Genomic DNA, 26,257 nt, shown 5'->3' with positions numbered 1-26,257 from the left:
CATGTATGTCGCAACAACTATACTGCGGCGCAAGCCCTGCCCGCCACCCATAAAAGAGCCTGCCAAGATGTTGCTGCTGATCGACAACTACGATTCCTTTACCTACAACCTTGTGCATTATCTGGGCGAGTTGGGGGCTTCGATGGAAGTACGCCGCAACGACGCGCTGGATGTCGAGGCCGCTCTGGCCCTGCGCCCCGCCGGGATCCTGCTGAGCCCCGGCCCCTGCGATCCGGATCAGGCCGGGATCTGCCTACCGCTGACCCTTGCTGCGGCAGAGGCCGGTATTCCGCTGCTGGGCGTCTGCCTTGGCCACCAAACCATCGGACAGGCCTTTGGCGGCAAGGTCGTGCGCTGCCACGAAATCGTGCATGGCAAGATGGGCGCAGTGCATCATCAGGGCAAAGGCGTCTTTGCCGGGGTGCCCTCTCCGTTCCAGGCGACGCGCTATCATTCGCTGGTGGTGGATCGCGACAGCCTGCCCGACTGCCTTGAGATCACGGCAGAGCTCGAAGACGGCACCATCATGGGGCTGCAACACCGGGAGCTGCCGATCCACGGGGTGCAATTCCACCCGGAATCCATTGCCTCCGAGCACGGCCATACCCTGCTGAAGAACTTCCTGAATGAAATGAAGGTGCCCGCATGAGCGACCAGATGAAGCCGCTGATCGACGCCGCAGCCGACCGCCCGCTGACACGGGCCGAGGCGGAGCAGGCATTCAAGCTGCTGTTCGAAGGCGAAGCGACCCCCAGCCAGATGGGCGGGTTGCTGATGGCCCTGCGTACCCGCGGCGAAACTGTCGATGAATATGCTGCTGCCGCTGCCGTGATGCGGTCAAAATGCAATCCGGTGAAGGCGCCCGAGGGCGCTATCGACATCGTCGGCACTGGCGGTGACGGCAAGGGCACGCTCAATATCTCGACCGCGACCGCATTCGTGGTCGCTGGTGCAGGCACGGTTGTCGCCAAACACGGCAACCGCAACCTCAGCTCAAAATCCGGAGCGGCAGATGCGCTGGGGCAGATGGGCATTCAGGTTATGGTCAGCGCAGAAGTGGTTGAAAAGTCACTGAAAGAGGCCGGAATTGGCTTCATGATGGCCCCCATGCACCACCCTGCGATCGCCCATGTCATGCCCACCCGGCAGGAGCTTGGCACCCGAACGATCTTCAACATCCTCGGCCCGCTCACCAACCCTGCGGGCGTTAAACGCCAGCTGACCGGGGCTTTCTCCCGCGATCTGATCCGTCCCATGGCGGAAACACTTGGGCAGCTTGGCTCTGAACGGGCCTGGCTGGTGCATGGCTCGGATGGCACCGACGAACTGACCATTACCGGCGTTAGCTGGGTCTCCGCGCTGGAAGAAGACGGCAGCATCCGCGATGTGGAACTGCACCCCGAGGACGCGGGTCTGCCTGTCCACCCGTTCGAGGATATCATCGGGGGCACGCCGGAAGAGAACGCGATCGCCTTCCGGGCGCTGCTGGACGGGCAGCCTTCGGCCTATCGCGATGCCGTCCTGCTCAACAGCGCCGCCGCGCTGGTGGTCGCCGGAGACGCCGAAGACCTGCGCGAAGGCGTCGCCAAGGCGGCCCACAGCATCGACAGCGGCGCTGCACGGGACAAGATCGCAACCGTTGCGCGGATCACCTCCGGGGGCAACTGATGCCCTTGCCTGGTGGTCTTGGCGCCTGGTCCGACCTGCCGTTTTTTCAGCGTGACTGGCCCACAATAGAGACTGCGCTGGCGGCAGAAACGCAGCCGGTTCTGCCCCCTGCGGCGCAGCGTTTTGCTGCGCTGGAGCTGACCCAACCTGCAGACACCCGTGTGGTCATTCTGGGGCAGGATCCCTATCCGACCCCCGGCCACGCCCATGGGTTGGCCTTTTCCGTGGAACCGGATGTCGCGCCCCTGCCCCGATCCCTTGGCAATATTTTCAAGGAGTTGCAGAGCGATATTGGTGCTACACCCGCCACCGGTGACCTGCGCAGCTGGGCGCGGCAAGGGGTGCTGCTTCTCAATACCGCGCTCAGCGTACCGGCAGGCGCCGCGAACGGGCACAAGGATCTGGGATGGCTATCCCTGATCGAAGAGGTGCTGCAGCGCACATCGCAGCGCCCCACGGCCTATGTGTTTTGGGGAAAACAGGCACAAAGGCTTGAAAAACACCTGAATCCGGGCGATCACCTGATCCTGAAGACCGCGCATCCCTCGCCGCTTTCGGCGCGGCGCGGCTTCTTCGGATCCCGGCCGTTTTCGGCAATAAACACATGGCTGCGCGCGCGCGGCGAAGCGCCCATCGACTGGGCCAGCTGACTGGAGGCAACGCGATGACAGAAAACGTGCTCGACAAGATCAAGGCCTACAAGCTGGAGGAAGTCGCCGCCGACAAGGCCGCCGTGCCGCTGACCGAGGTCGAAGCCATGGCTCGCAACGCGTCTCCGGTGCGCGGATTTGCAAATGCGCTGCTTGGGGCGAGCCGCGAAGGCTACGGTCTGATCGCCGAAATCAAGAAAGCCAGCCCCTCCAAGGGATTGATCCGCGAGGATTTCGACCCCGTGGCGCTGGCAGAGGCTTATGAACAGGGCGGCGCCACCTGCCTGTCCGTACTGACCGATACGCCCAGCTTTCAGGGCGCCAAATCCTTTTTGACCGAGGCACGTGATGCCTGCAGCCTGCCCGCGCTGCGCAAGGATTTCATGTATGATACCTATCAGGTGGCCGAGGCACGCGCGCTTGGCGCCGATTGCATCCTGATTATCCTTGCCTCCGTTAGCGACGCGCAGGCGGCCGAGCTGGAAGACTGCGCCACCGAATGGGGCATGGATGTTCTTCTGGAGGTGCATGATGCCGAAGAACTCGAGCGCGCCTGCGCGCTGAAGTCGCCCCTGATGGGGATAAACAACCGCAATCTCAAGACCTTCGAGACCACTCTGGACACCACGCGTGAGCTGTCGCGCATGGTTCCGGCAGATCGCACCATCGTCTGCGAAAGCGGCTTGTTCACGCCGCAGGATCTGTCGGACATGGCCCGCTATGGCGCCCGCAACTTCCTGATCGGGGAATCCCTGATGCGTCAGGAGGACGTGGCCTCCGCAACCCGCCACCTGCTCGCCAATCCCCTGACACCGGGAGCGATGTGATGCCGCTGACGCATTTTGACGGCAAGGGTGACGCCCACATGGTCGATGTCTCGGACAAGGCAGTGACCGCGCGCATCGCCACCGCCGAAGGCCACATCACCATGGCCCGGGAAACCTTTGATATCATTTCCGAAGGCCGCGCAAAAAAGGGCGATGTGCTGAGCGTGGCCCGGCTGGCCGGGATCATGGGCGCCAAGAAAACACCCGAGCTGATCCCGCTCTGCCATCCGCTGCCGGTGACCAAGGTCGCGGTTGAGCTGACCCTGGACCCCGATCTTCCGGGCGTGCGCATCGAAGGCACCGTCAAGACTACCGGCCAGACCGGCGTCGAGATGGAAGCCCTGACCGCAGTGTCGACTGCGGCGCTTACCGTCTATGACATGGCCAAGGCCGTGGACAAGGCGATGGAAATCGGCGGCATCCGCGTTACGCTGAAAGATGGCGGAAAATCAGGACGGTACGAGGCTTAAATGATCTCAGTTAGCGAGGCACGCGTGCATCTTCTGGAGCTGGTTTCCCCGCTTGGAACCGAACTGGTCCCTCTCGCTGAGGCTGCGGGCCGGGTTCTGGCCGACGACGTCGCCGCCCGCCGGGATCAACCGCCCTTTGCCGCATCGGCGATGGACGGGTACGCGGTAAAATCTGCCGAGGTCGAACTTCACGCCATGTTCAAGGTGATCGGCGAAGCCGCCGCCGGCCACGGATTTGACGGCACCGTCGGCGCGGGTCAGGCGGTGCGTATCTTCACCGGCGCACCGATCCCCGACGGAGCCGATTTCGTCGTCATTCAGGAAGACGTCACCGCAAAAGGTACCCTGATCACCATTACCGACGCGCCTGGCGACAATCCCAACGTTCGCCCGCGCGGTGGTGATTTCAAAAACGGCCAGACCATCTCGGCGCCGCGGCTGCTGACACCATCTGACATCGCCCTTCTCGCTGCGATGAATATTGCCGAGGTCCCCGTTGCCCGCAAACCCGATATCGCCCTGATCTCCACCGGGGATGAATTGGTGATGCCCGGCGGCACTCCTGGACCGGATCAGATCATCGCCTCCAACACATTTGGATTGAAGGCAATGCTGGAGGGTTTGGGCGCACAGGTCCGGATCCTGCCCATCGCGCGGGACACCCACAGCTCTCTGCGCACCGCCTTTTCGCTGGCCGAGGGCGCTGATCTGATCGTCACCATTGGTGGCGCCTCGGTTGGCGATCATGATCTGGTTGGCGAGGTTGCCGCCGACCTTGGCATGGAGCGGAGTTTCTACAAGGTGGCGATGCGCCCCGGCAAACCGCTGATGGCTGGCCGCCTTGACACCTCTGCCATGGCCGGACTGCCAGGTAATCCAGTGTCGGCCATGGTCTGCGGCCATATCTTCCTGGCACCGATGGTGCGGGCGATGCTGGGGCTGCCGCCCTTGCAAGAGGTTATTCTCTCCGCGCCGCTGGCGGCACCACTGGGACAGAACGGTCCGAGAGAGCATTACATGCGCGCCACCCTGACGGAGGACGGCCAGATCCGCGCGTTCGAGCGGCAGGACAGTGCGCTGCTGACGGTACTGGCAGAGGCCGACGCCCTGTTGATCCGCCCGCCGCATGATCCGCCCCGCGAGATCGGCGAAACAATGTCCTATCTGCGCTTGATCTGATGTTTCCGGCGCCGGGACGGCTGCCGTATCCCAACCGTCTCTCAGGTTGATCGCTCTTGCGGTATGCCCGCGCGCCACATGCCCCTTTGCCCCTTGTGATACCCCGACCGTTCGGTGCGTCGCCACAACGCCACCGGGAAATTCGCATGGGGTCCGTTGACACAAAACGGGAACATGACTAGAACAAAGGGAAACATGGCAAAGCGTCATAGGGCGCAGAGGGGCGGACATGCTGACCAAGAAGCAATTGGATTTGTTGGAATTCATTCACACACGTCTGCAAAAGGACGGTGTTCCGCCCAGCTTTGATGAAATGAAGATCGCACTGGATTTGCGGTCGAAATCCGGCATCCACCGCCTGATCACTGCTTTGGAAGAACGGGGTTTCATCCGCCGCCTGGCCCATCGCGCTCGCGCCATCGAAATCCTGCGTCTCCCTGACAGTATCAGCGGCGGATCCACCGAAACGGGCACGGATCGCTCCGCCAGTGCAGATGCGGGACCGGCTGCGGCCAACACCGACCGAGCGATTGGCTCCGCAATGGACTTGCCCGTCATGGGGCGCATCGCTGCAGGTGTACCGATCGAGGCAATCAGCCAGATGGCCAGCAAGGTGACTGTGCCCAGTTCGATGCTGACCTCATCCGGCAGCCACTACGCCCTTGAGGTGCGCGGCGACTCGATGATCGACGCGGGGATCAACAACGGCGATATCGTGGTGATCCGCGAAACCGACACGGCGGACGATGGCGACATCGTGGTCGCCTTGGTTCAGGGGCATGAAGCCACGCTGAAAAAGATCTATCGCCGCAACGGCGCGATTGAACTGGAGGCCGCCAACCCAGCTTATGAAACCCGCGCCTACCCCTCCGATCAGATCGAGGTACAAGGGCGGCTGGTTGGCTTGATCCGCAGCTACTGACCGCCCGCACCGCTGTTTGGTGTGCGGAGTGTCGGCCAGTTGTCGTATGCGGCGGACACCGGCCCGGTTCGGATGAGCCTTACCAATCGCGGTCAATGGCCCTAGCGGGTCCAGATGCGCTGCCCTGACAGGTCCCTTGCCGTGGTCAATTTACCTTGCTGATCGATCGCAATACTGCCCATACGCCGTAATTGCTGTAGCCCCAAAACGATGCAGCCGCCCTCCGGCTTCAGATCGACCGTCGACACCAGAATCTCCCTCTCGGCACATGAGGTTAAACGCTCCGCTGCCCTGCTGCCTACCGCATGCACCAGACTGTAGGGGCCAATCCTGACGCGGCGAAGGCTCGGGTCGTTGCCCTGAGACCGCCAGCGGTTTGCGGCAATGGCCTGTCTGACGGGATCACCGTCATTTTCCAGCCAGACCCGCGCCGCAAAGCCCTGCCCCTCGCTGCGGGACAAGGCCCGGCCCTCTGGCCCCATTACCCCGACCAAGCCGCCATTCGATGAAATCAACGCCAGCGGCCGCGTGTCTTGCGACCAAAGCGCGAAGGCCAGGGCAATCGGCATCACCCCGAGAAGGCGCAAACGCCCCTGCCAGATCAGCAGGAACAGCCCGCCGACCGAAAGCAACGGCAACACCCACTGCCCCGGCTGCATCACCGTGCCCTCTGCTCCCGGCAGCTCCGCAACCGCGCGGGCGACGGTCAGGATCCAGTCAATGCCCGCCCCCATCACCGCCAGGCCGAAGCCCTCCAAACCGAGGGGCAGCAGGCAAAAGGACAGAACTGCGGCGGGCACCACAACAAGGCCCATCACCGGCACCGCGAGCAGGTTGGCCAGCAGCCCATAGTGCGACAGGGTGTTGAAATGCGCCGCGCCAAAGGGCGCCGTGGCCAGCCCAGCCACCAGCGAGGACAAAACCAAGGCGGCCACAGGGCGCAGCCATTTTGGCCCGAGGGTAAGACCGCCATCCCGAACCCAACCAAACACCCCCACCAGCGCGGCCGTGGCAGCAAAGCTCATCTGGAAACCGGGGCTGAGCAGCGTCTCCGGGCGCCGCAACAGAACCAGAACCGCAGCAATGGCAACCGCGCGCAAGGATATCGCCCGCCGGTCCAGCAGCACCGCGACAAACATCACCGCCACCATGATAAAGGCCCGCTCGGTCGCGACATTTCCCCCGGACAGCGCCAGGTATGCCCCCGCCGCCAGCAAGGCCGCAGCCGCTGACAGTTTCTTCACGTTCAGTCGCAGTGCGATGGGCGGCACCATGCACAGGGCAAACCGTAAAGACGCAAAGACAAATCCGGCCACCAGCCCCATATGAAGACCGGAAATGGCCAGCAAATGCGCCAGATTGCTGGCTCGCAAATCCTGCAACGTTGACTGACTGACACCGCTGCGGTCGCCGGTGGTGATGGCGGCGGCGATGGCGCCGGTCTCACCGGGCAGCCGCTGGCGCAGCGCCAAAGACAGATCCCGCCGCAGCCCTGCCAGCGTTGGCCCCGGCGGGCCGGGGTCAAACGTCAGCACGGCAACGCGGGTGTAGCCATTTGCGCCCAGTTGCAAGAACCAGGCATGGCGCCGGAAGTCGAAACCGCCCGGCTCTGCCGGGCCCTGCGGCGGCATCAGATGTGCGGTGGTGGCCACCCTTGCGCCGGGACCGGGTAACCCGCTGTCCACCGGCACCGAGACACGCACCCGCGCAGGTGTTCTACCCGGAGATACCTGCTTCAGCCGCACCTGATCCAGCGTAAGACGCAGCATATCGCGCGCGGAGCGGTCGATAGTGGTGACGCGCCCCTCCACAGGGCCGTAGTAGCGAAAGCCGAGTACTGGAGCGGCAACAGAATGGGTCCGCCACCCCGCAACCATGAACCCAAGAACACAAAGAAGAACCGCCCGTGCCAGCAATCCGCTGGCGCTGCCCCGCAAAGAGAAACCAGCACACACTCCACCAAGAACCAGAGCGCAAAGATAGGCCACCGCCTCCGGCTCGACCGGGAGCGCAAAAAAGACCCCTATTCCAAGCCCCAGAAACACCGGCACCCAGGCCAGCAGATGTCCCCTTTGAACCTGTAGCAGCTGGTCCAGGATAGGCATCATACGCATGCTTGCTCCTGACCCTTCGGGTGGGTAGACAGGCAGAAACGCTACTCCTCTTATGGTTTCCAAAAGGTAAATCACCTCCATGTCCAAACCGGTCGTCACCCGTTTCGCCCCCTCGCCCACCGGCTTTCTGCATATCGGCGGTGCCCGCACCGCGCTGTTCAACTGGCTGTATGCGCGCGGACGCGGCGGTAAATTCCTGCTCAGAATCGAAGATACCGACCGGGAGCGTTCCACCCCCGAAGCCACCGCCGCCATCCTGCAGGGGCTGGACTGGCTGGGCCTGGATCACGACGGTGATGTGATCAGCCAGTTCGAACGCGCCGACCGCCACGCCGAGGTTGCGCATCAGCTGCTGGCCGAAGGCAAGGCCTACAAGTGCTTTGCCACCCAGGAAGAGATCGCCGCCTTCCGCGATGCCGCCCGGGCCGAGGGAAAATCGACGCTCTACCGCTCGCCCTGGCGCGATGCCGATGCCTCCACTCATCCGGATGCGCCTTACGTGGTGCGCATCAAGGCCCCGCAGGAGGGCACATCGGTTATTCGCGATCAGGTGCAGGGCGATGTCTCGATCCGGAACGACCAGTTGGACGACATGATTCTGCTGCGGTCCGATGGCACGCCTGTTTATATGCTGGCCGTGGTCGTGGACGATTACGACATGGGCGTCACCCATGTGATCCGGGGCGACGACCACCTCAACAACGCCGCTCGTCAGATGATGATCTACGAGGCGATGGGCTGGGACATTCCGGTCTGGGCGCACATCCCGCTGATCCATGGCCCCGACGGCAAGAAACTGTCGAAACGCCACGGCGCCCTTGGCGCGCAGGAGTATCAGGCCATGGGATATCCCGCGGCTGGCATGCGCAACTATCTGGCCCGTCTCGGCTGGAGCCATGGCGACGATGAGTTCTTCACCGACGCGCAAGCACGCGAATGGTTCGATCTGGATGGAATCGGCAAAAGCCCGGCCCGGTTCGATACCAAAAAGCTGGAAAGCCTCTGCGGGCAGCATATCGCCGTTAGCGATGACGCTGCACTGCGGCAAGAGATCGAAGCCTATCTTGCCGCAGCCGGTGAGCCAGCCCTGACTGACGTTCAGTCAACTGATCTTGAACGGGCCATGTACTGCCTGAAAGATCGCGCCAAGACTTTCCCTGAACTTCTTGAGAAAGCGCATTTTATCCTGACGTCACGCCCCATCGAACCGGATGCAAAGGCGGCCAAGGCGCTGGCATCTGTATCCGATAGTATACTGAATGAATTGACGCCGCAGTTGCAAAGTGCTAGCTGGACGCGTGACGATCTGGAGGCGCTTCTCAACCAATTCGCGGAAGCACAGGATACCAAGTTCGGTAAGCTGGCCGGCCCGCTGAGAGCGGCCCTGGCAGGCCGGGCGGTAACGCCTTCGGTGTTCGATATGATGCTGATTTTGGGCCGTGAGGAAACATTGGCCCGTTTGACCGACGCTGCAGGCTGATCCCGCCTCTTAACCCTTGGGTAAGTCTGCTTCGATACGACCTCACCTGCGCAGTCCACGCGCAGGTGCTGCCTGCACGAAGCCCGGATTTCTCCGGGTTTTCGTGCCTGTAACAGGAAGGGACATCTATGACCGATACCAATAAGACAGCCCAGCTCAGCCTGAATGGCGAAACTTACGAGCTTCCCATCTTCTCTCCGACAGCCGGGCCCGATGTTCTCGACATCCGCAAACTCTACGCGCAGGCCGGTGTCTTCACGTACGATCCGGGCTTCACCTCAACCGCAAGCTGCGACAGCACCATCACCTTCATCGATGGTGGCAAGGGCGAGCTGCTGCACCGTGGCTACCCGATCGACCAACTTGCAGCCAATTCGCACCACCTCGAAGTCTGCTACCTGCTGCTTTACGGTGAGCTGCCGACCGCTGCTCAGCTGGAAGATTTCGAAGCGCGTGTGACCCGTCACACCATGGTGCACGAGCAGATGCACAACTTCTTCCGTGGTTTCCGCCGCGATGCGCACCCGATGGCGACCCTGGTTGGTGTGGTTGGCGCGATGTCCGCCTTCTACCACGACTCCACCGATATCGCCGATCCGTGGCAGCGCGAGGTCGCCTCGATCCGCCTGATCGCAAAACTGCCGACCATCGCCGCGATGGCCTATAAATATTCGATCGGTCAGCCCTTCGTCTATCCGCGCAACGATCTGGATTACGCCGCGAACTTCCTGCACATGTGTTTCTCGGTCCCGGCCGAAGAATACCACGTCGACCCGATCCTCGCCCGCGCCATGGACCGGATCTTTATCCTGCACGCGGACCACGAACAGAACGCTTCGACCTCGACCGTGCGTCTGGCGTCCTCTTCCGGTGCAAACCCGTTCGCCTGTATCGCGGCTGGTATCGCCTGCCTCTGGGGTCCTGCCCATGGCGGCGCCAACCAGGCTTGCCTCGAGATGCTGAAAGAAATCGGCACCGTCGACAAGATCCCCGAATTCATCGCCCGCGCCAAGGACAAGAACGATCCGTTCCGCCTAATGGGCTTTGGTCACCGCGTGTACAAAAACACCGACCCGCGCGCCAAGGTTTTGAAACAGTCCGCGGATGAGGTTCTGGAACTGCTCGGCGTCGAAGACAACCCGCTGCTGCAGGTTGCCAAGGAGCTGGAACAGACCGCGCTCAACGACCCCTACTTCATCGAGAAGAAACTGTTCCCGAACGTCGACTTCTACTCGGGCATCATCCTGGAGGCGATGGGCTTCCCGACCTCGATGTTCACGCCGATCTTCGCGCTGTCGCGCACCGTCGGCTGGATCTCGCAGTGGAAAGAGATGATCGCAGACCCACAGAACAAAATCGGTCGCCCGCGTCAGCTGTACCTCGGCGAAACCGCCCGCGATTACGTGGATATCGAGAACCGCTGATCGGCATATCAGCCTTGATTGGACGCCTCGCACCTTCTGGGTGCGGGGCGTTTTTTTGGGCGTGGCGGTCACCTCCGGCCTTTGCGTGCAAAGGCGAAAAAACTCCTGCTCCGGCGAATTTCGGGCGCCCACATACGCATTGTCGCCCGTAGGGAAACGGTGGTAAAAGTTTGTTTTCTATTAAAAATTGACTCACTCACCTCTCGGGGTTAATTTTCTATAAGTTGTATTAAACAATTTCAGGACGACCCTATGATTGCTCTTTTCGCGCTTGTTTCTCTTGGCCTTTTTGCCGGGCTGATCATGGACTCCAGCGATGATGGAGATAACCTGCCCGATGACGATCTCAGCGATCTGCCCTCCCCCCCAGGAAATGGTAACACGACCCCACCGGGCGAATTGATCGAAGGCAGCAGCGGGGATGACTCGCTTACAGGCACTAACGCAGGTGAATCCATCGCGGGACGCTCCGGAAATGACGAAATCGACGGTCGTGGGGGAAATGATCGTCTGTTTGGCGATAGTGGCAGTGACACGTTGATGGGAGGCTTTGGCAACGATTTGGTCTCCGGCGGCGACGGCAACGATCTGCTGACCGGTGCCGAAGGCAATGACACCATATTTGGTGGTCAGGGAAATGACGGAGTCATTGAGGGTCAAGGGAGCGACACCATCAACGGGGGAGAAGGCGATGACGTCCTATGGGTCAGCCGTTTTGATCTGCATCCCTCCGGCGCCATCCGGGCCGATGTCGATACCGGTGGCGATGCCGTGAATGGCGGCGCCGGGGATGATCTTATCCTCTTTGGCCGCGATGATACCGTGACTGGCGGCGACGGCGCGGATGAATTTTTCGCCGGTCGTTGGCTGGAAACCACCGAGGCTGCCACCATTACTGATTTCGAGCCGGGCGAGGATCAGATCGTCTACGGTTTCAATCCCGAAGACGGCCCACCACCGCGGTTCTCTGTCTTCAATCAAGAGAATGAGGATGGGGGCAGCGATGCTATCGTCCTGGCAGACGGGGTCGAGGTCCTGCGGGTTCTGGATCAGGATGGACAGTTCGATCCAGACCGCCATATCCGGCTGTTTGCCGATGGCGCTAGCGCGAGACCTACGATCTGATAACTGAAATGAAAAACCCCCGCCGGAATAACCGGCGGGGGCTTCCTTTTGCATAAGGCTGTCTTCAGCGCCCTTCGAACTTGGCTGGGCGTTTTTCCATGAAGGCAGTTACGCCTTCCAGGAAATCGCGGGTCTTGCCGCATTCGCCCTGCAGCTGCGCCTCAATCGACAGCTGTTCGGGCAGGCTTTTATCATAGCTGCCGCGCATCGCGGTCTTGATGGTGCCAAAGGCCTTGGTCGGCCCCTCGGCCAGATAGGCAGCCCGCGCCCGCCAATGGGCGTCGAACTCTGCATCCGGCACCGCTTCCCAGATCATGCCCCAGTCGCTGGCCTGCTTGGCCGTGATCTTGTCAGCGAACAGGGCCGCGCCCATTGCCTTGGCCAGCCCCATCTGGCGCGGCAGGAACCAGGTCCCACCAGCATCGGGCATCAGGCCGATCCGGGCAAAGGCCTGCAGGAAATAGGCGCTCTCGGTCGCGATTACCACATCGGCTGCCAGCGCCAGATTGGCCCCTGCCCCGGCCACAGGACCGTTGACCGCCGCCATGGTCGGAACCGGGCAATCATAAAGCGCCTCAAGCATCGGCGTATATTCGTCGCGCAACGTCCGCTCCAGATCCAGATCGCCAGAGCCGGAGGCATCGCTCAGATCCTGCCCCGAGCAGAAAGCGCTGCCAGCGCCGGTCAGCACCACCGCGCGCGCCTCACTCGCGGCCTGTTTCAGGGCATGGGTCAATTCGGCCCGCATCTGACCAGTCAGCGCGTTCATCTTGGACGGGCGGTTCAGCGTCAGGATCGCCAATCCGTTTTCAAGCGAATATTGGATTTCTTTATAGTCCATCAGAGGGCCTCGTCTGTCTTCTCTCGGATCCCCGCGGGCCAGTGGCGCCGCAGAGCGGATGTGATTTCAGCCATGGTGGCGTAAAGCATTGCGGTCGAAAAGCCGGACCCGGCGTCACTCGTCCATAATTTTCCGCAGCCGGTCTTCTTCCTCGGGGCTCAGCCCGGCCTCTGCTGTTCCGGGCGCCCTGGCCCGTCCACGCAGATACCCGGCGCCAAGACCAAGGGCCAGCAACAGCATCAGCGGACCCGCCGCCCAAAGCAGCCAGTTCGCTCCCGTGGTGGTGGGCCGCAGCAGCACGTATTCACCGTAGCGGTCGACCACGAAATCGATCACCTCGGTATCGCTGTCCCCGGCCACCAGGCGCTCGCGCACCAGAAGCCGCAGATCCCGCGCCAGATCGGCGTTGGATTCATCGATATTCTCGTTGCGGCAGACAAGGCAGCGCAGGTCCTTGGACAATTCGCGCGCGCGTCCCTCCAAAACCGGATCGGACAGGACCTCATCCGGCTGGACAGCCAGTACAGGCGTCGCAGGCAGCGCGATCGCCCCCATGAGGGTGATCGCCAGAATCTTTGCATACCGGTTCAACACAGCCGCGCCCTTCATTCTGCGGGTACCTTGGCCGCGCCAGCGCCCTTGCGGGCCCCGGCCGCGACGCGGAAACGCCGGTCGCTGAGGCTCAGCAAACCGCCAAGCGCCATGAGCAGACAGCCGCCCCAGATCCAGTTGGCCAGCGGTTTGATATAGGTCCGTACGGTCCAGCCGCCATCCGCCTGCTGATCGCCGATCACCACGTACAGGTCGCGCAGCAAACGGTAGTCGATGGCCGCCTCTGTCGTCGGCATCTTCGCCACGGGATAGGTGCGTTTTTCGGGATGAAGCACAGCAACATCCGCGCCATCCTTAAAGATGCTGACGGTGGCCATGGTGGTGAAGTAGTTCGGCCCCCGCGCGCGATCGACCGCATCCAAGACCAGCTCGTACCCGCCGACAGTGAAGGGCTCTCCGATCTTGGCAACGCGGATGTCTTCCTCTTCCCACGCCGTCAGACCGGCAATGGCAAAGATGGTGATCCCCAGCCCCGCATGGGCCACAGCCTTACCCCAGTCGGCGCGCGGCAGGCGCAGCAAGCGCCCGATCTGCCCGACCTTGCCGGTGCGCGACCACAGATCGGCAGCGGCGCCAAAGACCACCCAGGAGCCGATGAACAACCCGATGGGCCCCAGACCGGAGCGGCTCGTCTGCATGGCCCAGGCCAGCACACCCAAGGCAACCGACAGGACCAGCACATAGCGCAGGTACCAGATCGTCTGGCCCAGCTTACCGCGTTTCCACGGCAGCATGGCGCCAACCGGCAGGATCATTCCCAAGAGCACCATGAAGGGCGTGAAGGCCGCGTTGAAGAAGGGCGGCCCGACGCTCAGTTTGCGGGCAAAGGCCATTTCGGCCACGATCGGCCAGAGCGTGCCAAAGAACACCACAAAGCAGCTCACGGCCAGCAGGATGTTGTTGGCCACCAGCGCGCCTTCGCGACTGACGATGCCAAAGACGCCCTTGGCCTGCATCTGCTGGGCCCGCGCCGCGAACAGCGTCAGCGCCCCGCCGGTAAAGAAGGCCAGGATAAAGAGGATGAACACGCCGCGTTCCGGATCGTTGGCAAAGGCATGCACCGAGGTCAGCAGCCCCGAGCGTACGATAAAGGTCCCGATCAGCGAGAAGCCAAAGGCGAGGATGGCCAGCAGGATGGTCCAGCTTTTGAGTGACTCACGTTTTTCCACCACGATGGCGGAATGCAGCAGCGCTGCCGCCAGCAGCCAGGGCATGAAGCTGGCGTTTTCCACCGGGTCCCAGAACCAGAAGCCACCCCAACCCAGCTCGTAATAGGCCCACCAGGATCCCAGCGCGATGCCGATGGTCAGGAAAATCCAGGCGGCAAGCGTCCAGGGCCGCACCCAGCGTCCCCAAGCGGCATCAATGCGCCCCTCGATCAGGGCTGCCACGGCAAAGGAAAACGCCATCGAAAGCCCAACATAGCCGAGGTACAGGAATGGCGGGTGAAAGGCGAGGCCCGGGTCCTGCAGCAGCGGGTTCAGATCCTGCCCGTCAAACGGCGGCGACACCAGCCGCAGGAACGGGTTCGATGTGAACAGAATGAAGGCAAAGAAGGCAACGCCAATGGCGGCCTGAACCGAAAGAACCCGCGCCTTCAGCGTCTGCGGCAAGCCGCCGCCGAAGACCGAGGCCACTGCGCCGAACAGGCTGACAATCAGCACCCAGAGCAGCATGGAGCCTTCGTGGTTCCCCCAGGTGCCCGAGATTTTGTAAAGCATCGGCTTGGCCGAATGGCTGTTGAGAGTCACCAGCCGCAGCGAGAAATCCGAGGTCACGAAGGCCCAGACCAGCGCCGCAAAGGCAAAAGCGGTAAAGAAGAACTGCGCCTGTGCCGCAGGTTCGGCGACGGCCATCCAGCCGGGCCAGCGTTTATGGGCGCCGATCATAGGGACAACCATCTGCACGATGGCAACCAGAAAGGCGAGGATGAGGGCGAAGTGACCGAGTTCTGTAATCATACCTCTGTCTATAATCTTTCGCCGGGGCGGCGCCAATGGCATTTGGCGCGTCCAGCCGCCGCAGGAGGCGATTGCGCGCTTACTCTGCGGGGTCGGCCTGTGACAGCCTGAACTGGCTTTCCTTCCATGCCTGCAACGCCGGGTTCTCAACTTCGATCTGGGATGGCGGCTTGTCATTTTGCACAGGTGCAGGCCCCTCCAGCGCTTGGGGTATTCGTGCAGCAACTTCCGCAAGGCTCCGCTGGAATTCCTGGCTTTTGATTTGATGGCGCGCGCCAAAATAGAACGAGACGATAACCCCCAGCAGCCACCACAACGGTTCGGGCACGGCCGCCAGCCCCTGCATCCGGGCTGCAAACCATGAGGGGTTGGCCATTGCGCTCACCATCAGCCCCACTGTCCCGAGCGCCAACAGCGGCCTTGGCAGCCGGTTGATCCCATCCATCACCCGATCAAACCCGCTACGCCGTTCAGCACGGAATTCTGCCGCGAACTGCTGCAGCGCCGCGCCTTGCGCCCGGCTGGCCCGCTCTGCACCGGCCTCTGCGTTTTCCCGAAACACCTCAACTGTTTCACGCAACACATTGCGATTACGCCCAAACAGCAAGCGAACCAAACCTGCGATCATCGTTTTCATCCCTGCCACGATGCGACCCGCCGGGCAAAGGCCTGCCGGTCCATGTGGTATTTTTTGCTGATGAAGGTCTCGGCGCGCCGGATCCATCCGCCCTTGCCGCCCGCGCGGGTCCGGGCGTATTTGCGGCTGGCCGGACGCCGGTCTGCCAAGTCGAAATAGTAGCTGCGCCGGGCAATGCCGTAGGCGTCGTGCAGGCTCTTTGCATCCACCTGCGCCGCCCGCAGTGCGGCCGCCGCAGTCTGCGTCCCAATCACCCCATCCACCACAATGTCGAACCCCATCTCCCGCAACAGCCCCTGCAGGATCCGCACCGCGTTAGCGCCGGAATTGACGTACATATCGAACACCGATGCCTGGAGCGCCTCTGGCAAGCGGGCGATTCCTGGGCGTTCGAAATACCAGCGGATGAAGATATCCACCGCCTCTTCGCGGCTCAGCGCCTTCACATCCCCGGTGTCGACCTGCCCGTCACCGGTGACATCAATTCCCAGCCGTTTCAGGGTCCCGATCGTGATCCCGTGTTTGGTGGCCCCGCCCGGATCACCGGGATCATTCACATAACCGCCTTCGCGCTCGACGATCTCTTCGGCAATCTGTCTGACCTGCATCCGGACACTCTTTGCTGTTTAATGGCAAAGTGTTGCACCAAACAGCTGAGGTCCCGTTACCCTGGCGTCCGCGCGTGAGGCAACGGTCTGGCCCTGCGGCCCTCCGCCCCTGTTGCATTCCGCTCTTGAGCCTTCTGCGCGCACTCTGCTACCTCATCGCCAAGGGCCAGACAGGCCGGACAAGCGACAAGGCGGATAGATGACGAATACTCCGATCAAGGTGGTCGACCGGGCAAGCGGCACGGTTTTCGACGAGGTGATCCTTGGCGAGGAATGGATCCGCTGGGCTTATCAGGACGCAGGCTCCAACCTGCTGGAGCACGCACTGTTCCGATCCTCTTTGGTTAGCCGCCTGTTCGGGCTGTGGTTCGACTCGCCCCTGTCCCGGCGCAAGATCGCCGCGGTCATCGAGGAACTGTCGATTGACATGGACGAGGCCCGCGATCCGGTCTCCAGCTTTCGCTGCTTTAACGATTTCTTTGTGCGGCACCTGAAACCGGAAACCCGCCCCTATAGCGATGAGCTGAACGACATCGTCTCCCCGGCGGATGGGCGCGTCTTGGTGTTCCCCAAACTGGAGGAGGACGTTTTTGTCCCGGTCAAAGGGCACCCGATGTCGATCCGTACAATGCTGCCCGGCCTGCACGAGCGGTTTCTGGGCGGTGCCCTCGCCATTGTCCGCCTGTGCCCCGCCGATTATCACAGGTATCATTTTCCGACCGCAGGCCAGATTACCGAAACCCGCGACATACCCGGCGCGCTGCATTCGGTGAACCCCATCGCGCTTGGCGCCGGGCCGGATGTTTTTGGTGACAACAAGCGCAGCCTGACCCTGATCGACACGGACACGGCGGGCACCATGTGCTTTGTCGAGGTCGGCGCCTTTGGCGTGGGGTCCATCGTCAACACCCGCACCAGTGGCCGGGTCGAGAAGATGGACGAAAAGGGCTATTTCAAGTTCGGCGGCTCCACCGTCGTCGTGGTCTTTGAACCCGGGAAGGTCCAGTTCAGCGACGACCTAATCACCAACAGTTCCAAAGGCTTGGAAACCCTTGTGAAAGTCGGTGAACCTCTGGCGCGCACCCTCTGACCCCTATTTTTCCGGCGGAATTGAATAGGTCATGGTGGAGCGCGCCACCATCTTGTCCGAACCTTCCGAATACATATGCACATCGCCCACAGCCAGCGAGCGGCCCAGTTTCAACAGAGTTCCTTTGGCGATCAGATCGACACCCGCCTCGGGCTTGCGCATGAAATCAAGCGAGCAATTGGTGGTCACCGCCAGCGCCTTGCGCCCCAGCCGGGATAGTACCAGCCCGTAGACCGTCACATCAGCCAGCGCGAACATCGAAGGGCCAGACACAGTGCCGCCCGGTCGCAGGTGCCGTTCTGCCGTCAGCAGCCGCATGGTGATACCTGTCTCAGACAGTTCATCCACCGCGAAATCATCCGCCACCTGCGGAAAGATCTCCGCCATATAGGCGGTCAGCCCCGCCGCATCAAAAGCCAAAGCCATGCTTTTCCTTCTCCCTTGTCCGCCATAGAGTTGCCCCAAACAGGGTCAGGAGGACAAGATGACAATTCTGGAACGTCGCGACGCAAATGCGATCGCACAACTGCGCATGAACGCACCCGAGCGGCTAAACGCGCTGTCGGATGAGATGCTGGCCGCCCTGCAAGAGCAGATCGACGCCTTGAAAAACGACAGCACAATCAAGGCCGTTGTACTCTCTGGCGAGGGCAAGGCCTTCTGCGCCGGGCACGATATCCGACAGATGAACGCAGGGCGCGCGGCCGAGGATGGTGGCAAGGCCTATTTCGAGGGCCTTTTCGCCCGCTGCACCAGTGTGATGCTGGGCCTGCAACGCCTGCCGCAGCCGGTGATCGCCCAGGTGCATGGGATTGCGACTGCCGCTGGCTGTCAGCTTGTCGCCTCTTGCGATCTGGCCGTGGCCGCGCAGGGCACCCGGTTCGGCGTCAATGGCGTCAATATCGGTCTGTTCTGCTCAACCCCCATGGTGGCCCTGTCTCGCAATATCCCGCGAAAACATGCCTTTGAACTGCTGACCACTGGCGAGTTCATGTCCGCCGTCCGCGCCGCCGAGCTGGGCCTGATCAACCGCGCCGTGCCCGAAGAGGATCTGGAGGCGGAAACGCTGAAGATGGCAGAAACCATCGCATCAAAACTCGGCTCGGCCGTGAAGATCGGCAAGGAAGCCTATTACCGTCAAATCGAAATGCCCCTGGACGAGGCCTATGCCTATACCAGCGGGGTGATCGTCGAAAACCTGATGCACCAAGACACCATCGAAGGGCTCAACGCCTTTATCGAAAAGCGTCCGCCCAACTGGGAAGACAACTGAGTTTTCCGAAAATTTAAAACAAGTTTAGCCTTTGTTTACGATTGACCAGATATTGTTTCCATATCCGGTCTTTCAATAAAGGCAGGATAATGGCAAAGGTTGGGCACCGGTCACAGACCGGTCACAATTTTGGGCCGCTGCGTCGGAAGGTCCCTCCAACCGGGTCTCTCTCCCCGGTCGACATTCCCGCCGCAGTGGCCCCAAAATTCTCCCCTGCACAATACCGGTTCCAATGATGAGCAAACGGGTGCGTTGTCGGCCCCCTTGCATTGCGCGCCATCGCTGCCCCCGACGCATGTCATATTGCGCAATGGCCATCCCTGCCCTATGTGGCACCTCATGACACAAGAATTGCATATCGTGGGCGGCGGCATGGCCGGGTCCGAAGCTGCCTGGCAGGCGGCGAACATGGGCGTAAAGGTCGTGCTGCACGAGATGCGGCCCACGGTCGAAACCTTTGCCCACCAGACCGGCAACCTGGGTGAGATGGTCTGCTCCAACTCCTTCCGGTCCGATGACGATGAACAGAATGCCGTCGGCCTGCTGCATTGGGAAATGCGCGCCGCCAAGGGTCTGATCATGACCACGGCGGATAAGCATCGCCTGCCCGCAGGCGGCGCCCTGGCGGTGGACCGGGAACCTTTTGCCGAAACCGTGACCGCCCAGCTTAAGAGCCTCCCGAATGTCTCTGTTTCTTATGAAGAAATCACAGAGCTTCCGACCGAAGGTCACTGGATCTTTGCAACCGGTCCGCTGACCTCCCCCGATCTGGGCAAGGCGATCCAGGCTGAAACCGGCGCCGAGGCGCTGGCGTTCTTCGATGCCATTGCACCCATCGTCTATGCCGAGAGCATCGACATGTCCAAGGCCTGGATGCAGTCGCGCTATGACAAGGGCGAAACCGAGGAGGAGCGCACCGCTTACCTCAACTGCCCGATGGACAAGGACCAATACGAGGCCTTCATCGACGCGCTGCTCGCCGCCGACAAGACCGAGTTCCACGAAGGTGAAACCGCTGGCTATTTCGACGGCTGCCTGCCGATTGAAGTGATGGCCGAACGCGGCCGCGAAACCCTGCGCCATGGACCAATGAAGCCCGTTGGCCTCACCAACCCGCACCAGCCCGACATCAAGGCCCATGCCGTGGTACAGCTGCGCCGCGACAATGCCTTGGGGACGCTCTTCAACATCGTCGGCTTCCAGACCAAGATGAAATACGGGGCCCAGACCGAGGTGTTCCGGATGATTCCGGGGCTGGAGAATGCCAGTTTCGCTCGGCTTGGCGGTATCCACCGCAATACCTTCCTCAACTCTCCGACCCTTCTGGACAGCCAGATGCGCATGAAATCGCGGCCCAATATCCGCTTTGCCGGGCAGATCACCGGCGTCGAAGGCTACGTGGAAAGCGCCGCCATGGGCCTGCTTGCCGGTCGCCTGGCCGCTGCGGAGATCCTGGGCAAGGCCCTGACCGATGTGCCGCAGGACAGCGCCATGGGCGCGCTGATCCACCACATCACCGGCGGCGCCGAGGCCAAGACGTTCCAGCCAATGAACGTGAACTTTGGCCTGTTCCGCCCGGTAGATGGGCTGAAAGGCGGGCGTCGCGGCCGCAAGGACCGCTACAAGGCCTATACCGACCGGGCCAAAGCCGCCTGGACCGAATGGCTGCAGCAGTTTTCCTGAACCGCGAGGGGCGCAATGACATTTCGCACCCGTTTTGCGCCCTCGCCCACCGGCCCGCTGCACCTGGGCCATGCCTATTCCGCGATCATTGCTCATGACATGGCCCGCGCCGCCGGAGGCGCCTTCCTGCTGCGCATGGAGGACACCGACCTGCAACGGTCGAAACCGGAATGGGACGCAGCCATTATCGAAGATCTGACCTGGCTGGGCCTTCGCTGGGACGAGCCTATTCTGCGCCAGTCAGAGCATCTGAACGACTATAACAAATACCTCAAAGCCTTTGAGAGTATGGGTTTTTTATATCCCTGCTCCTGCAGCCGTGGAGATATCCGCGCCGCCCTATCCGCACCGCAGGAGGGTGTCAGCCACGACGTCTATCCCGGCACCTGCAAGAACCGCCCCATGTCGGATCGCAAACCGGGTGATGCGCTGCGGCTGCATCTTGACCGCGCGCTTTCCCGCCTCAAAGGCCAGAACGTGACCTTCGAAGAAACCGGCGCGGCGCATAAGGGCACACACCATCTGGATCCTGAGCGCGCCCTGCAGGAAATCGGCGACGTGGTTCTGTCGCGTAAAGGCGAAGAGATCATCGCCTATTTCCTGGCCTCGGCGCTGGACGACGTGCATCAGGAGATCACCCATGTGGTACGGGGCGAGGATCTGTTCGACTTCACCCAGCTACAGGTCCTGCTACTGACGCTGCTGGAGCTGCCCGTCCCCATCTACCACCATCACCGCCTGATCCGTGACGAGGCAGGCAAGCGCCTCGCCAAACGCGACGATGCCCGAGCCATCGCAAAATACCGCGCCGAAGGCGCAACACCGCAGGACATCCGCCGCATGGTGGGCCTTGGCTGAGCGCCCTCAGACCATGGGCGCCATCAGTTCGACCTCTTCCCCTTCCCGCACAGCGGTATAGAAACAGCTGCGCCGGTTGGTGTGGCAAGCCGGTCCGGTCTGGCGCACGACAGCAAGCAAGCAATCCCGGTCACAATCCAGTCGCAGATCCACCAGCTCCTGCACGTGGCCCGAGCTTTCACCCTTGACCCAGAACGACTGCCGCGAACGCGACCAATAGGTTACCTTGCCCGTCTCCAGCGTGCGCGCGACGCTTTCGGCGTTCATCCAGGCCATCATCAGCACCTCATTGCTGTCGTGGTCCTGCGCGATACAGGGGATCAGCCCGTTTGCGTCGTAACGCAGGCTTGCGGGATCAAAGGACTGTGTGGTCGCGCTGGACATGGCAAAAACCTTTTGCATCTGAAGCTTCGCTCCCTATGTATGAGGAACTCCACCCAAGGGAAACCCCGAGGCCCGCATGTCCAGCGAAACCGATCTGATCAAACTCTATTCTTCCCGCATTCTGGCCCTTGCGGCGGATATTCCGCATTTGGAGCGTCTGGAAGATCCTGATGTCACAGTGAAAAAACGCTCGCCTCTCTGCGGGTCGACGGTGACCGTCGATCTGAAGGTCGAAGATGGCAAGATCACCGATTTCGGCCAGGACGTGAAAGCCTGCGCCCTGGGGCAAGCCGCGGCATCGGTTGTGGCGGATCACATTATCGGCTGCTCGCTGGAGACGGTGGAAAAAGCCCGCAACCAGCTGAAAGCGATGCTGACCGAAGGTGCCGAACCGCCGCAAGCCCCCTTTGACGAACTTGAGGTATTGGTGCCCGCCCGTGAGTTCAAGAATCGCCATGCTTCGATCATGCTGGCGCTGGATGCGACGCGTGAGGCGCTTCAGCAAGTTGCTAAGGAAGAGTGTACTTAACGATAATTTTATAACATTTGGGCTACTTGTGGACTGTAACGAGTAAACGGGTCCCTAAATGCTGCAAAAACAAGACACTCAGGCGCCATCAGTCGCGGACGCCAATCTGAACGATCTTGCCGAAATCTCTTCCCAGCTCGGTTTTGAAATCGTCGACATTGCCGGGTTTCTGGACACGATCGAGAGTAAATCCAAAACCCAACTTGAAGATCTTGACCAATTGGACCGAGGCGCCGAGCGGGTTGTCAGATCGAATGCGCAGGTCATGGAGACCGTGGGGGCCGTCTCTCTATCAACCCAGAAAACGCTGGAGTCAGCCAGAGAGTCCGTAGCCCTCGTCCGCGAAAGCAGCGGACGCAGCCAGGAGGTTGCCGAATGGGTGCAGGATCTCAACAGCCGGACCGAGGACGTCAGCAACACCGTCGACGCTATGCGCAAGGACAACGAGATCATCACTTCGATCGCGGCGCAGGTGAACATTCTGGCCATCAATGCCAAGATCGAAGCGGGGCGCGCAGGCGATGCCGGGCGGGGATTTGCGGTCGTTGCAGAGGCGATCAATGATCTGTCCAAACGCACCCAACGCGCGGCACGGGAGATCAGCACAAATATCGAAACGCTTTACAGCTGGATCCGGACTCTGGACGAAGAGACTGAGACGATGTCCCAGTCCGCCAAACAAATCCTCGACCGCGCCCGAGACACCGACGCGTCGCTGGCTGGCATTGAAAAAGACGCCCAGAACGTGAACAGCGAAACCGGCCGGATTCTGACCGATGCCACGACCGTGCGCGACGCGATGGAGGCGTGTTTTCCCAACATCAACCGGATCAAGCATTCTGTTCAGGACACCACTGCCGACATTCAAAAGACCCACCACCGTGTTGAAAATCTCATTCTTTCCTCTGAACGTCTTGTTCAGGGCACGGTCGCTCTTGGCGGCCAATCCGGGGACAAGATGTTCATCGCATTTGTCACCGACATGGCGGCCCAGATTGGCAGGCTATTCGAAGAGGGCCTGACCAGCAGCCGGATTTCGCAGGCAGATCTGTTCGACCGGACCTATGTTCCAATCCCCAACACCAATCCGACACAGGTCATGACCCGTTTCACCAAGTTCACCGACAGCGTCCTGCCGCCGCTGCTGGAGGCCGCCCTGGATCTGGATCCACGCGTGGTCTTTTCCGCAGCAGTGGACGTCAACGGATACCTCCCGACCCACAACAAGAAATTTTCCAAACCGCAAAGCGCAGATCCTGACTGGAACATGGCCAACTGCCGCAACCGGCGGATTTTCGATGATCGCGTCGGGCTCAAGGCCGGACGCAACACAGGTCCCTTCCTGATGCAGGTTTACCGGCGCGACATGGGCGGCGGCGACTTTGTCATGATGAAGGACCTGTCGGCGCCCATTACCGTGGGCGGTCGCCATTGGGGGGGGCTCCGGATGGCCTTTACGACCTGAAGCCCAATTACACGGATCCCCGAAACAGACGAAAACCCCGCGCAACTATATATTCACGCAATAAAAAAAGCCGCCACACATCCGGGCAGATGGTGGCGGCAACTCTGGTTCTTCATGCGGGACGGGTCACGCTTTCCGGCAATCAGGCAAGGCCGGACGGGGATGGGTACAGGCAGGTGTTCCCCTCATCGGTTCGGGACAGGATGCAGTGCGACCACCATGAAGAGCCAAGATCAAATTCAGGATTGTGTCAGGCTTAGAAAGATCCCGGAAGGTGCAGCGCCGCCACCAGCATGACCGCAAGGGCGCCCGCACCAATCGCGTCCTGCAGCAGGGTGGATTGGGCATTTTGAAGGGTCGTTTTCAACTGTGCAATCATTATCGTTCCTCCGGTCAGTTCGCTGTGTTTGCGCTTGGGCGCGTTCTTGTTGCCCCTTTGTTCTCATTTTGCGAACAGCAAGTAAAGAACTTTATGAGAACATTTGCGAACTTTTTGGAACAAAACCGATTTCAGTAGGAACGAAACAGGTTAACCCACTGAAATTAAACGGAACGCCTGATCCTGCTTCATCAACCACAGCAGAACGCGTGCGGCCTGCCCCCGGGGGCCGGTCAGATCGGGGTCTTTGGCCAGCAGCGCACGCGCATCGCTCTGCGCCACGGCCATCAGCGGGGCCTGCCGTTCCAGATCGGCAATCCTGAACCGCGGCAGACCGGATTGGGCTGTGCCGATCATGTCCCCGGCACCGCGCATCTCCAGATCGGTTTCGGAAATGCGAAAGCCATCCTCGGTTTCGCGCAGCACCTCCAGCCGCCGGCGGCCTCCCTCGCTCAGCGGTGGCTGGTACATCAACAGGCAGGTGGATTCGGCGCTGCCACGCCCGACCCGCCCCCGCAGCTGGTGCAGCTGGGCTAGGCCAAAGATTTCGGCCCGTTCGATCACCATGATCGAGGCATTGGGCACGTTGACGCCCACCTCGATCACCGTGGTCGCCACCAGAACCTTGGTCTCACCGCGTTGAAAGGCGGCCATGGCCGCATCTTTTTCCCCAACCGGCATCTGCCCATGCACGAGACCCACCACGCCTTCGCCAAGGGCGGCGCGCAAGAGCTTGAACCGTTCTTCTGCAGCGGTCAGGTCCATGACCTCGGATTCGCCAACCAAGGGGCACACCCAGTAGCACTGCCGCCCTTCCTCAATGGCGTGGCGCAGGTGGCTGACAATCTCCTCGGTCCGTTCCGTGCTGATCACAGCCGTCTTGACCGGCTTGCGGCCCGGGGGTTTCTCATCCAGCACCGAAACATCCATATCCCCGTACTGCGCCAGAGCCAGTGAGCGCGGAATGGGCGTCGCGGTCATCACCAGAACATCGGCGCCCATGCCCTTTTCCGCTAGCTCCATACGTTGACGAACGCCGAACCGATGCTGTTCGTCGACGATGGCCAGCCGCAAATCTGCAAAATGAACATCCTGCTGGAATACTGCATGGGTCCCGACCAGAATCTGGATATCACCCCGCTCTAGCGCGGCCAGCTTGGCCTTGCGCTCGGCGCCCTTGTCCCGGCCGGTCAGCAGCTCCAGAACCACACCAGCTTCTTCGGCAAGGGGGCGCAAGCCCTCGTAATGCTGCTGCGCAAGGATACTGGTCGGAGCCATCATCACGCCCTGCCCGCCAGCCTCCACCGCGACCAGAAGCGCCATCAGCGCCACCAGCGTCTTGCCCGCGCCCACATCGCCCTGCAGCAGCCGGTTCATCCGCCTGTCCGAGGCCATATCGGCGGAGATTTCCTCAATCGCGCGGGTCTGCGCCCCCGTGGGGCGATAAGGCAACGCCGACAGGACACGGGACTGCAAACGCCCGGTGGCCTGACTCTGGATGCCACGGGATTTGCGTTCGGATTGCCGGGCAATCGCCAGCGTCAGCTGATGCGCAAACAGCTCATCATAGGCCAGGCGCGCCCGTGCCGGAGCGTCAGGGGCGAGATCCTCCTGCCCTTGTGGCTCATGCGCCGTGGTGATCGCCTCGTCCCATGAAGGCCAGGCTTCGCGTTTCACCTGCTCGGGGTCGATCCACTCGGGCAGATCAGAGACCAGATCCAAGGCACCGCGCAGCGCTTTGAACATGGTTTTCTGCGACACTCCATGGGTCAAGTGATAGACCGGCTCGAACTCGGGGATCGTCGCGGCTTCGGCCAGTGGCACCATGTGATCGGGATGCACCATCTGCGCGATACCGTCGAACAGCTCCAGCTTACCCGACACCAGACGCCGCGATCCCTCGGGGCATTGCGCCTCCAGATAACGGCTGCGACCGTGAAAGAACACCAGCTGAAAATCTGTCTCCGCATCCGTCACCGTAATGCGGTAGGCGCCCCCACGATTGCGCGGCGGCCTATGGGCGCCGATGGTGACTTCAACCGTGGCAACGGTGGGCAGTTCCAACCCGGCAACCGTAT

Annotated in this window: 25 protein-coding genes and 1 pseudogene; 16 read left to right on the top strand and 10 right to left on the bottom strand. The window is 61.5% G+C overall.

Features of this window, described 5'->3' with window-relative positions; translation table 11 throughout:
- Positions 1-67 precede the first annotated feature (67 nt).
- The 7 genes from JL2886_RS00125 (at position 68) to lexA (ending at position 5,716) form a co-directional block, all read left to right on the top strand.
- Complete coding sequence (locus JL2886_RS00125) at positions 68-649, top strand: anthranilate synthase component II (protein WP_065270159.1); 582 nt, start codon at positions 68-70, stop codon at positions 647-649.
- The gene (gene trpD / locus JL2886_RS00120; RefSeq protein WP_065270158.1) at positions 646-1,668 is read left to right on the top strand and encodes an anthranilate phosphoribosyltransferase; all 1,023 of its coding nucleotides are present in this window, start codon (positions 646-648) and stop codon (positions 1,666-1,668) included. The genes JL2886_RS00125 and trpD overlap by 4 nt, the downstream gene beginning before the upstream one ends.
- Positions 1,668-2,318, top strand: coding sequence for a uracil-DNA glycosylase (locus tag JL2886_RS00115; protein ID WP_065270157.1), 651 nt, complete (start codon positions 1,668-1,670; stop codon positions 2,316-2,318). Before trpD ends, JL2886_RS00115 begins: the two co-directional genes overlap by 1 nt.
- A 14-nt stretch (positions 2,319-2,332) precedes the next feature.
- On the top strand, positions 2,333-3,145 hold the full coding sequence (gene trpC / locus JL2886_RS00110; RefSeq protein ID WP_065273444.1) for an indole-3-glycerol phosphate synthase TrpC: 813 nt from the start codon (positions 2,333-2,335) through the stop codon (positions 3,143-3,145).
- Positions 3,145-3,615 carry a cyclic pyranopterin monophosphate synthase MoaC gene (gene moaC / locus JL2886_RS00105; protein WP_065270156.1) on the top strand — a complete coding sequence of 157 codons (471 nt, stop codon included), beginning with the start codon at positions 3,145-3,147 and terminating at the stop codon, positions 3,613-3,615. Before trpC ends, moaC begins: the two co-directional genes overlap by 1 nt.
- Positions 3,616-4,794, top strand: a complete 1,179-nt coding sequence (glp, locus tag JL2886_RS00100) for a gephyrin-like molybdotransferase Glp (protein ID WP_065270155.1) — start codon at positions 3,616-3,618, stop codon at positions 4,792-4,794. It abuts the gene before it with no gap.
- Between the two features lie 229 nt (positions 4,795-5,023).
- Positions 5,024-5,716 carry a transcriptional repressor LexA gene (gene lexA / locus JL2886_RS00095; RefSeq protein WP_065270154.1) on the top strand — a complete coding sequence of 231 codons (693 nt, stop codon included), beginning with the start codon at positions 5,024-5,026 and terminating at the stop codon, positions 5,714-5,716.
- Between the two features lie 101 nt (positions 5,717-5,817).
- Here the strand turns inward: lexA and JL2886_RS00090 are convergent, their stop codons facing one another.
- Positions 5,818-7,830 carry a ComEC/Rec2 family competence protein gene (locus tag JL2886_RS00090; protein WP_065270153.1) on the bottom strand — a complete coding sequence of 671 codons (2,013 nt, stop codon included), beginning with the start codon at positions 7,828-7,830 and terminating at the stop codon, positions 5,818-5,820.
- Between the two features lie 79 nt (positions 7,831-7,909).
- Between JL2886_RS00090 and gltX the strand changes: the two genes are divergently transcribed.
- The 3 genes from gltX to JL2886_RS00075 all read left to right on the top strand — a co-directional run bounded on the left by gltX (position 7,910) and on the right by JL2886_RS00075 (position 11,859).
- Positions 7,910-9,310: a glutamate--tRNA ligase gene (gene gltX, locus JL2886_RS00085; RefSeq protein ID WP_065270152.1), complete on the top strand. Its 1,401-nt coding sequence runs from the start codon at positions 7,910-7,912 to the stop codon at positions 9,308-9,310.
- Between the two features lie 128 nt (positions 9,311-9,438).
- Positions 9,439-10,734, top strand: a complete 1,296-nt coding sequence (gltA, locus tag JL2886_RS00080) for a citrate synthase (RefSeq protein WP_065270151.1) — start codon at positions 9,439-9,441, stop codon at positions 10,732-10,734.
- 252 nt (positions 10,735-10,986) lie between these two features.
- On the top strand, positions 10,987-11,859 hold the full coding sequence (locus JL2886_RS00075; RefSeq protein ID WP_065270150.1) for a calcium-binding protein: 873 nt from the start codon (positions 10,987-10,989) through the stop codon (positions 11,857-11,859).
- Positions 11,860-11,923: 64 nt separating this feature from the next.
- Here the strand turns inward: JL2886_RS00075 and JL2886_RS00070 are convergent, their stop codons facing one another.
- The 5 genes from JL2886_RS00070 to JL2886_RS00050 all read right to left on the bottom strand — a co-directional run bounded on the left by JL2886_RS00070 (position 11,924) and on the right by JL2886_RS00050 (position 16,518).
- Positions 11,924-12,700, bottom strand: coding sequence for an enoyl-CoA hydratase-related protein (locus JL2886_RS00070; protein ID WP_065270149.1), 777 nt, complete (start codon positions 12,698-12,700; stop codon positions 11,924-11,926).
- Between the two features lie 114 nt (positions 12,701-12,814).
- On the bottom strand, positions 12,815-13,255 hold the full coding sequence (locus JL2886_RS00065; RefSeq protein WP_237028473.1) for a cytochrome c-type biogenesis protein: 441 nt from the start codon (positions 13,253-13,255) through the stop codon (positions 12,815-12,817).
- Between the two features lie 50 nt (positions 13,256-13,305).
- A complete protein-coding gene (locus JL2886_RS00060; protein ID WP_065270147.1) occupies positions 13,306-15,273 on the bottom strand; it encodes a heme lyase CcmF/NrfE family subunit in 1,968 nt (655 codons plus the stop codon).
- A gap of 79 nt (positions 15,274-15,352) precedes the next feature.
- Positions 15,353-15,901, bottom strand: a complete 549-nt coding sequence (locus JL2886_RS00055) for a holin family protein (RefSeq protein WP_065273443.1) — start codon at positions 15,899-15,901, stop codon at positions 15,353-15,355.
- Between the two features lie 5 nt (positions 15,902-15,906).
- Positions 15,907-16,518 (bottom strand): holin-associated N-acetylmuramidase, encoded by a 612-nt coding sequence (locus JL2886_RS00050; protein ID WP_065270146.1) that lies wholly within the window; start codon positions 16,516-16,518, stop codon positions 15,907-15,909.
- Positions 16,519-16,717: 199 nt separating this feature from the next.
- Between JL2886_RS00050 and asd the strand changes: the two genes are divergently transcribed.
- Complete coding sequence (gene asd / locus JL2886_RS00045) at positions 16,718-17,608, top strand: archaetidylserine decarboxylase (RefSeq protein WP_065270145.1); 891 nt, start codon at positions 16,718-16,720, stop codon at positions 17,606-17,608.
- Positions 17,609-17,611: 3 nt separating this feature from the next.
- On the opposite strand, the gene JL2886_RS00040 is transcribed toward asd, so the two are convergent.
- Positions 17,612-18,034 carry a PaaI family thioesterase gene (locus JL2886_RS00040; RefSeq protein WP_065270144.1) on the bottom strand — a complete coding sequence of 141 codons (423 nt, stop codon included), beginning with the start codon at positions 18,032-18,034 and terminating at the stop codon, positions 17,612-17,614.
- A 58-nt stretch (positions 18,035-18,092) separates the two neighbouring features.
- On the opposite strand from JL2886_RS00040, the gene JL2886_RS00035 reads away from it, so the two are divergent.
- The 3 genes from JL2886_RS00035 to gluQRS all read left to right on the top strand — a co-directional run bounded on the left by JL2886_RS00035 (position 18,093) and on the right by gluQRS (position 21,422).
- Positions 18,093-18,881 carry an enoyl-CoA hydratase gene (locus JL2886_RS00035; RefSeq protein ID WP_065270143.1) on the top strand — a complete coding sequence of 263 codons (789 nt, stop codon included), beginning with the start codon at positions 18,093-18,095 and terminating at the stop codon, positions 18,879-18,881.
- 339 nt (positions 18,882-19,220) lie between these two features.
- Positions 19,221-20,564, top strand: coding sequence for a methylenetetrahydrofolate--tRNA-(uracil(54)-C(5))-methyltransferase (FADH(2)-oxidizing) TrmFO (gene trmFO, locus JL2886_RS00030; RefSeq protein WP_065270142.1), 1,344 nt, complete (start codon positions 19,221-19,223; stop codon positions 20,562-20,564).
- 15 nt (positions 20,565-20,579) lie between these two features.
- Positions 20,580-21,422: a tRNA glutamyl-Q(34) synthetase GluQRS gene (gene gluQRS / locus JL2886_RS00025; RefSeq protein WP_065270141.1), complete on the top strand. Its 843-nt coding sequence runs from the start codon at positions 20,580-20,582 to the stop codon at positions 21,420-21,422.
- A 6-nt stretch (positions 21,423-21,428) separates the two neighbouring features.
- Here the strand turns inward: gluQRS and hisI are convergent, their stop codons facing one another.
- Entirely contained in the window at positions 21,429-21,824 is a 396-nt protein-coding gene (gene hisI, locus JL2886_RS00020) for a phosphoribosyl-AMP cyclohydrolase (protein ID WP_065270140.1), read from the bottom strand.
- Between the two features lie 58 nt (positions 21,825-21,882).
- On the opposite strand from hisI, the gene JL2886_RS00015 reads away from it, so the two are divergent.
- A complete protein-coding gene (locus tag JL2886_RS00015; protein WP_065270139.1) occupies positions 21,883-22,335 on the top strand; it encodes an iron-sulfur cluster assembly scaffold protein in 453 nt (150 codons plus the stop codon).
- A gap of 58 nt (positions 22,336-22,393) precedes the next feature.
- Positions 22,394-23,800, top strand: a complete 1,407-nt coding sequence (locus tag JL2886_RS00010) for a methyl-accepting chemotaxis protein (RefSeq protein WP_065270138.1) — start codon at positions 22,394-22,396, stop codon at positions 23,798-23,800.
- 256 nt (positions 23,801-24,056) lie between these two features.
- Here the strand turns inward: JL2886_RS00010 and JL2886_RS19760 are convergent, their stop codons facing one another.
- Together JL2886_RS19760 and recG are read right to left on the bottom strand one after the other, a co-directional pair.
- Positions 24,057-24,179, bottom strand: coding sequence for a hypothetical protein (locus tag JL2886_RS19760; RefSeq protein ID WP_257784213.1), 123 nt, complete (start codon positions 24,177-24,179; stop codon positions 24,057-24,059).
- 150 nt (positions 24,180-24,329) lie between these two features.
- Positions 24,330-26,255: pseudogene (gene recG, locus JL2886_RS00005) on the bottom strand (ATP-dependent DNA helicase RecG); the annotation flags it as partial.
- Positions 26,256-26,257: the final 2 nt, after the last annotated feature.

Origin of the sequence: Phaeobacter gallaeciensis (assembly GCF_001678945.1) — a bacterium.
GTDB classification, from domain to species: Bacteria; Pseudomonadota; Alphaproteobacteria; order Rhodobacterales; family Rhodobacteraceae; genus Phycobacter; species Phycobacter gallaeciensis_A.
Note: the sequence above shows the minus strand (reverse complement) of the source record. Positions and strands in the feature narration are given on the sequence as shown.